Annotated in this window: 6 protein-coding genes; 3 read left to right on the top strand and 3 right to left on the bottom strand. The window is 58.3% G+C overall.

The annotated features are described in order from the left end of the window. Window positions 1–62 precede the first annotated feature (62 nt). Window positions 63–1,853, bottom strand: coding sequence for an acyclic terpene utilization AtuA family protein (locus tag AUC61_RS18510; protein WP_243247637.1), 1,791 nt, complete (start codon window positions 1,851–1,853; stop codon window positions 63–65). 378 nt (window positions 1,854–2,231) lie between these two features. Here AUC61_RS18510 and AUC61_RS18505 point away from each other — a divergent pair, with 378 nt between their 5' ends. Continuing rightward, a complete protein-coding gene (locus AUC61_RS18505; RefSeq protein WP_243247636.1) occupies window positions 2,232–2,855 on the top strand; it encodes a TetR/AcrR family transcriptional regulator in 624 nt (207 codons plus the stop codon). Between the two features lie 98 nt (window positions 2,856–2,953). Beyond that, complete coding sequence (locus AUC61_RS18500) at window positions 2,954–3,766, top strand: substrate-binding periplasmic protein (protein WP_243247752.1); 813 nt, start codon at window positions 2,954–2,956, stop codon at window positions 3,764–3,766. Window positions 3,767–3,808: 42 nt separating this feature from the next. On the opposite strand, the gene AUC61_RS18495 is transcribed toward AUC61_RS18500, so the two are convergent. Together AUC61_RS18495 and eat are read right to left on the bottom strand one after the other, a co-directional pair. Continuing rightward, entirely contained in the window at window positions 3,809–3,976 is a 168-nt protein-coding gene (locus AUC61_RS18495; RefSeq protein WP_122664846.1) for a DUF2897 family protein, read from the bottom strand. Between the two features lie 86 nt (window positions 3,977–4,062). After that, a complete protein-coding gene (gene eat, locus AUC61_RS18490) occupies window positions 4,063–5,427 on the bottom strand; it encodes an ethanolamine permease (protein ID WP_243247635.1) in 1,365 nt (454 codons plus the stop codon). A gap of 281 nt (window positions 5,428–5,708) precedes the next feature. On the opposite strand from eat, the gene pyrF reads away from it, so the two are divergent. Further along, window positions 5,709–6,410 carry an orotidine-5'-phosphate decarboxylase gene (gene pyrF, locus AUC61_RS18485; RefSeq protein ID WP_243247634.1) on the top strand — a complete coding sequence of 234 codons (702 nt, stop codon included), beginning with the start codon at window positions 5,709–5,711 and terminating at the stop codon, window positions 6,408–6,410. Window positions 6,411–6,490: the final 80 nt, after the last annotated feature.

The raw sequence follows: 6,490 nt of genomic DNA, 5'->3' as shown, positions 1-6,490 counted from the left end.
TCGGCAGCTCCTACAGGTCCTGTTTTTGCCGCGAGGCAGCGCGGTGCTATGACACCGGGCCATCAACTCACCTCATCCGCCACCCATTGCGGCACCGCGATCTCTATCTCCAGCAATTGCTGGGCAAACGCCTTGCCTTGCGGGTCGATACGCAAGCTGGCAACGCCGCCACCGCCCAGAGCGTTTTCCAGCAGAAAGTTCAAGCTGTGGCTGCCCGGCAAATACCAGCGCTCGACGCGGCCCTGGATCGGGTCCAGCACATGGCGCATCCAGTCCACCACCACTGCGGTCGTCAGGCTTTCGGCGATCCATGGCAGGTACTCCGCACGCCGCGCCATGACACCGATATTGCTGTGGTTACCTTTGTCCCCGGAACGCGCCACCGCCAGGCGAATTAATGGCACGTTGGCGTCGGCCTGGCCTTGTGGCGCGGGTGGTTGCAGGTCTTCGGCCAGTTCCAGCGGGTCGAGCCGGTGAACATCGGGTAAACAGCAGGGCAGAGCCTGCCCGCTCATCTCGACGCTCAGGCTACAAACCGACTTGTCCACCAGAAACGAAAACAGGCGAATCACCGGATACACCGTGGGCCGACCACCGACAATGCCGGTCAGGCCCGGTGCCATGCCGGTAGCGGCCTGGGCAATTTCCCGGGAGAACAGAATCAGGGCGTCTTTTTGCGGATGACGGACGGCCAGTTTGATCACCACTTCACGGCTGTCCCGGCGTTTGCCGTGGGGGCCGTAAGTCGCCTCACTGCCCAATAACTCGATGTTTACTTCGCTGTAAGGCGCCCAACCGCGTTGTTCGAATATCTCATTGGTCTTAGCGATGATCGCCTGGCTGACTCTCTGAGCCTTGGCGACTGAATCGATCCCCGCCAACAGGCAACTGGCGGTGCAGCGGAAGCCATCGGGCCAGGTCGCTGAAACCTTGTATTGATCACTGGGCGAAAAGCCGCGAGCGCTCTTGACCCGAACCCGGTTCGCGCCGGTCTGTTCGAGTTGGACTTGAGTGAAGTCGCACACCACGTCGGGCAACTGGTAAGCGCGTGGGTCGCCGATTTCGTACAGCAACTGTTCGCCAACGCTCAATGGCGAGATCAGCCCGCCGGAGCCTTCAGGCTTGCTGACCACAAATGTTCCGTCTTCGCTGACCTCAACGATGGGAAAACCGATGTGCTCGTAGTCCGGCACATCCTGCCAGTCAGTGAAATTGCCGCCTGTACATTGCGCGCCGCACTCGATGATATGCCCAGCCAGCGCCGCTTGGGCCAGACGATCGTAGTCGTCCCACTGCCAGCCAAACTCGTTAACCAGCGCCGCGCTGACCACCGCGCTGTCGACCACGCGGCCGGTGATCACGATGTCGGCACCTTGTTGCAGGGCAGCGACGATGCCAGGAGCGCCGAGGTAGGCGTTGATCGACACGCACATGGCGGGTAGCGGGGCGCCGCTGAACATCTCGCGTATACCGGCTTTCTTGAGATGTGCGAACTGTGGTTGCAGGTTATCGCCGTTTAAAACGGCGATCTTCAGGGCCACGCCTGAGGTGTCACAGGCCCTTTGCAGCGCGGCGGCGCAAGCGGCGGGGTTGATGCCGCCTGCGTTGCTGATCACACGGATCTTCTGTGCGGCAATGCTGCCGAGGAGCGGTGTCAGGACATCGATGAAATCTGTTGCATAGCCTAAGTCCGGGTTTTTCATCCGTGCCCCGGCCATCAACGACATCGTAATCTCGGCCAGATAATCAAACACCAGATAATCCAGCTTGCCGCCTTCAACCAATTGCGCGGCGGCCGTGCTGGTATCTCCCCAGAAGGCGCTCGCACAGCCGATGCGCAGACACTTGCTCATGGTCGACCTCCGTGGTCCCGAGACAGTCAGGCGAGACTACCAAGCAAGCGCTTGGTTTTGGAAGTGCTGAAAACGATTTGAGGCGACCGTTGATCAGCCAGAGCGTGATTTATTTATTGGCCTAGCGCTTGCTTGGTTGTGCGGGCAGGCATAGATTGCTGGGCATGCGGGTGCTTCCTGAGTATTTTCCGGTTCTGTAGCCTCGGTGCGCGGTCATCAAGCAACATGCAAACTAATGGATTGAAATGCATTTTCTGTAGGAGCTGCCGAAGGCTGCGAAGCATTTATTCTGACGCACCGCGATCGCAGCCTTCGGCAGCTCCTACAAGACAGGGTTTCGAGTTCTGGCGCGGCGTGTAATGGTTGGAGGAGGCGAACTTGAACGAGCAGCAAGCTCTATGGGTCATGCGTGAGTTGGTCGACGCAGGCCAGCTCACTGATCCGGAAAGCGCCCGGGGCAAGTTGTTGCAGGTCTCGGCGCATCTGTTCCGCAACAAGGGGTATGAGCGTACTACCGTGCGTGATCTGGCCAGTGCAGTCGGGATCCAGTCAGGCAGCATCTTCCATCACTTCAAAAGCAAGGACGAGATCCTGCGCGCCGTGATGGAAGAAACCATCATCTACAACACCGCTTTGATGCGTGCCGCGTTGGCTGAAGTCAGTACCGTGCGCGAGCGCGTGCTGGCGCTGATTCGCTGTGAGTTGCAATCGATCATGGGCGGCAGTGGTGAGGCCATGGCCGTGCTGGTTTACGAATGGCGTTCGTTGTCACCTGAAGGCCAGGCACACGTACTCGCGTTGCGTGACCTTTACGAACAACTCTGGCTGCAGGTGCTGGGGGAGGCCAAGGATGCCGGTTTTATCAAAGGCGATGTGTTCGTGACGCGGCGCTTTTTGACAGGCGCTCTGTCCTGGACGACGACCTGGTTCAGGCCTCAAGGCAGCATGACGCTGGATCAATTAGCGGATGAAGCGCTAATGATGGCACTTAGGGATAATTAACCTCGTTTTGCACTATTTGCTCATTGTCTAAACACCAAAAAACACCTAGGGTTCATCAATTTCAGAGGTGCGCAGTCTTGACGGTTTTGTCTGTGCGAATGGCTTCGCTAGCCTTGTGGGTAAGCGCGGCTGCACTGCTGGCCACGCCGGTCAGTGCTGCGCAAATAGTAAGAATTGGTGCGGCGCATTTCCCGCCCTACACCATCCGGCCGGAAAAAGGCGCAGATACCGGGCTGTTGCCTGAGCTGGTGGCTGCGCTGAATGCCGCCCAGCGTGATTATCAGTTTGTGCTGGTACCGACTTCTATTCCGCGCCGGTTTCGCGATTTCGAGCAAGGTCGCATCGACATGGCGATATTTGAAAATCCCGATTGGGATTGGCAGAGCATCCCCCATGAAGCGGTCGACATGAAGCTCGAAGATGCCGAGATCTTTGTTTCAAGGAAGGTGGAAGGTCGCGATCAGAGCTACTTTGATGACTTGCACGGCAAGCGGTTAGCCCTGTTCAGCGGTTATCACTACGCGTTTGCGCAGTTCAACGCAGACCCGAAATACCTCAGCGAACACTTTGAGTCCACGCTGACTTACTCCCACGACAGTAATCTGTTGATGGTCATGCGCGACCGTGCGGACATTGCGCTGGTAACGCGTTCGTACCTCAGCGACTTCATGGCTCGCAACCGGACGGAAGCCGCTCAGTTACTGGTCTCGGAGCGGGTCGACCAAACGTATCGGCATTTTGCCTTGCTGCGTCCGAAATCGCCGATCAGCGCCGAGAAGTTCGAGCACTTACTGCAACAACTTCGCGACAACGGGCAGATGCTGAAGATTTTCCAGCCTTATCGAATAGCCGTACTGCCGCTGACCAGCAATCGGGCCGTGGCAACCGAGCGTAGTCAGGCAACACGCTAAACGAAAAAGACGGTGCTTATGGGCACCGTCTTTTTGGTTGTTCTAGCGATCCTTGGCCTCTTTTGCATCCATCTCGGCATTACGCTCGTGGACACGTTTGAGTTGCTCATCGGTCAGTGGCAGCTTCTGCGCGGACTGGCGCAAGACCATCAAACCGCCCACGATCGAACCAATTGCAACCAGCAGAATTAACCAGGCATACCAGGGCATAGGGCTCTCCTTTCTTATGTAACCGTTTGAGCAGCCGCGCCGCCCAATGGTTCAAGTCTAGCCCTGTGCCCTGATCGCGTGGTTATTTAAAGCCCGGTCAGCATCGCGTCAGCCGGAGCGTCGGCGCGTGATTGCGCTGTCAGGCTGAAGTAGACGAAGCCTACCACCATGAAGGCAAGGAAGATCAGGCCGATCAGTGCGTTGAACCAGGCCATCGCAATCAGGCACACCACGGCCAGCGCCAGGGCAATACCCGGCACGATCGGGTAACCCGGTGCACGGAAGGTGCGCTCCAGCGAGGGTTCGGTTTTACGCAGTTTGAACAGGCTGAGCATGCTCATGATGTACATCACGATGGCGCCGAAGACCGCCATGGTGATCATGGCTGCTGTCAGGGTCATGCCGCCGAGATTGACCAGGCCGTCGCTGTAGATCGCCGCGATACCAATCAGGCCGCCCGCGATGATGGCGCGGTGTGGTGTCTGGAAACGCGACAGTTTGGCCAGCGAGGAGGGCAGGTAGCCCGCGCGAGCCAGTGCGAAGAACTGACGCGAGTAGCCCATGATGATGCCGTGGAAACTGGCGACCAGACCGAAAAGGCCGATCCAGACCAGCATGTGCAACCAGCCGGAGTTTTCGCCGACCACGGTTTTCATCGCTTGTGGCAGTGGGTCGTTGATGTTCGACAGGGTGCGCCAGTCGCCCACGCCGCCTGCAAAGAGCATGACGCCCATGGCCAGAATCACCAGGGTCAGAATGCCGCTGACGTAAGCTTTTGGGATGGTACGTTTCGGGTCTTTGGCCTCTTCAGCCGCCATGGCCGCGCCTTCAATGGCCAGGAAGAACCAGATCGCAAACGGGATGGCCGCAAACATACCGGCAATCGCCGGAGCACTAAAAGTGTCAGAACCGGCCCAACCGTTGAGCGCGAAGTTGCTGAAGCTGAACGCCGGAGCAACCACGCCCATGAACACCAGCAACTCGGCCACTGCAAGAATGCAAACCACCAGTTCGAAGGTCGCAGCCAGTTTCACGCCCAGGATATTCAGGGTCATGAACACAATGTAAGCGCCGACCGCTGCCAGCTTGGGATCAAGCCCCGGAAACTGGACGTTCAGATAGGCACCAATGGCCATCGCAATCGCTGGCGGCGCAAATACAAATTCAATCAACGTGGCCAGGCCTGCAATCAGCCCGCCTTTTTCACCGAAGGCACGACGGCTGTAGGCAAAAGGCCCGCCCGCGTGAGGGATGGCCGTGGTCAGTTCGGTAAAACTGAAGATGAAACAGGTGTACATCAACGCAACCATCAACGAAGTGACCAGAAAGCCCAACGTCCCGGCCACGCCCCAGCCGTAACTCCAGCCGAAGTATTCGCCGGAAATCACCAGCCCTACCGCAATCCCCCATAAATGCAGCGTGCCCAGTGTGGGTTTGAGTTGTGTGTTCATGAGCAGCTCCCTGAAGTCTGTGGAATCATCGAAACATCCTGTTGCAGTCGCCATGCCACTCACTGAACCATAGTCGTATTGGTCCCAAACGCGTCGTTTGCAGAACGGTTCTCGTTTGCCTGCGCCAAGAGGGTGCAGCTTTGGTGCAGCCCGGGCAGGCTAATGTCCGCTTTAGGGCGTATTCATTGGGGAGAATCGATTCAGTTGGGCGGTTCGAATACCGTCTGCTGTAAGGTTCGGATACAATGCGCGCCGATTTCGACTTACCAGAGAACCCGCTCATGTCCGTCTGCCAGACTCCTGTCATCGTCGCCCTGGATTTCCCGACCCGTGACGCCGCTTTGAAGCTGGCTGACCAGCTGGATCCCAAACTCTGCCGCGTTAAAGTCGGTAAAGAGCTGTTTACCAGTTGCGCTTCGGACATCGTCGAAACCCTGCGTGACAAGGGCTTCGAAGTGTTTCTTGACCTCAAATTCCATGACATCCCCAACACCACCGCCATGGCTGTCAAAGCAGCGGCCGAGATGGGTGTGTGGATGGTCAACGTGCATTGTTCGGGCGGCCTGCGCATGATGGCGGCCTGCCGTGAAGTGCTCGACCAGCGCACTGGCCCGCAGCCGCTGCTGATCGGCGTGACCGTGCTGACCAGCATGGAGCGCGAAGATCTCGCCGGTATCGGCCTGGACGTCGACCCGCAAGTGCAAGTGCTGCGCCTGGCTGCGTTGGCCGAGAAGGCTGGCATGGACGGGCTGGTGTGTTCTGCTCTGGAAGCTCAAGCGCTTAAATTTGCACACCCGGCCTTGCAACTGGTCACCCCCGGCATTCGCCCAAGCGGCAGCGCTCAGGACGACCAGCGCCGCATCCTGACCCCGCGTCAGGCGCTGGACGCAGGCTCGGACTACCTCGTCATCGGCCGCCCGATCAGCCAGGCGGCTGACCCGGCCAAAGCGCTGGCAGCGGTTGTAGCTGAGTTGGCGCTCTAATAGCTGTTCGCTTAAAAACGAGGCGACCTTATCGCTGGCAAGCCATGCTCCCACAGGATTACATTTCTCTGTTGGAGCGA

The organism is Pseudomonas maioricensis (genome assembly GCF_022790535.1).
Classification (GTDB): domain Bacteria; phylum Pseudomonadota; class Gammaproteobacteria; order Pseudomonadales; family Pseudomonadaceae; genus Aquipseudomonas; species Aquipseudomonas maioricensis.
This window is presented reverse-complemented; position numbering and strand designations above follow the sequence as displayed.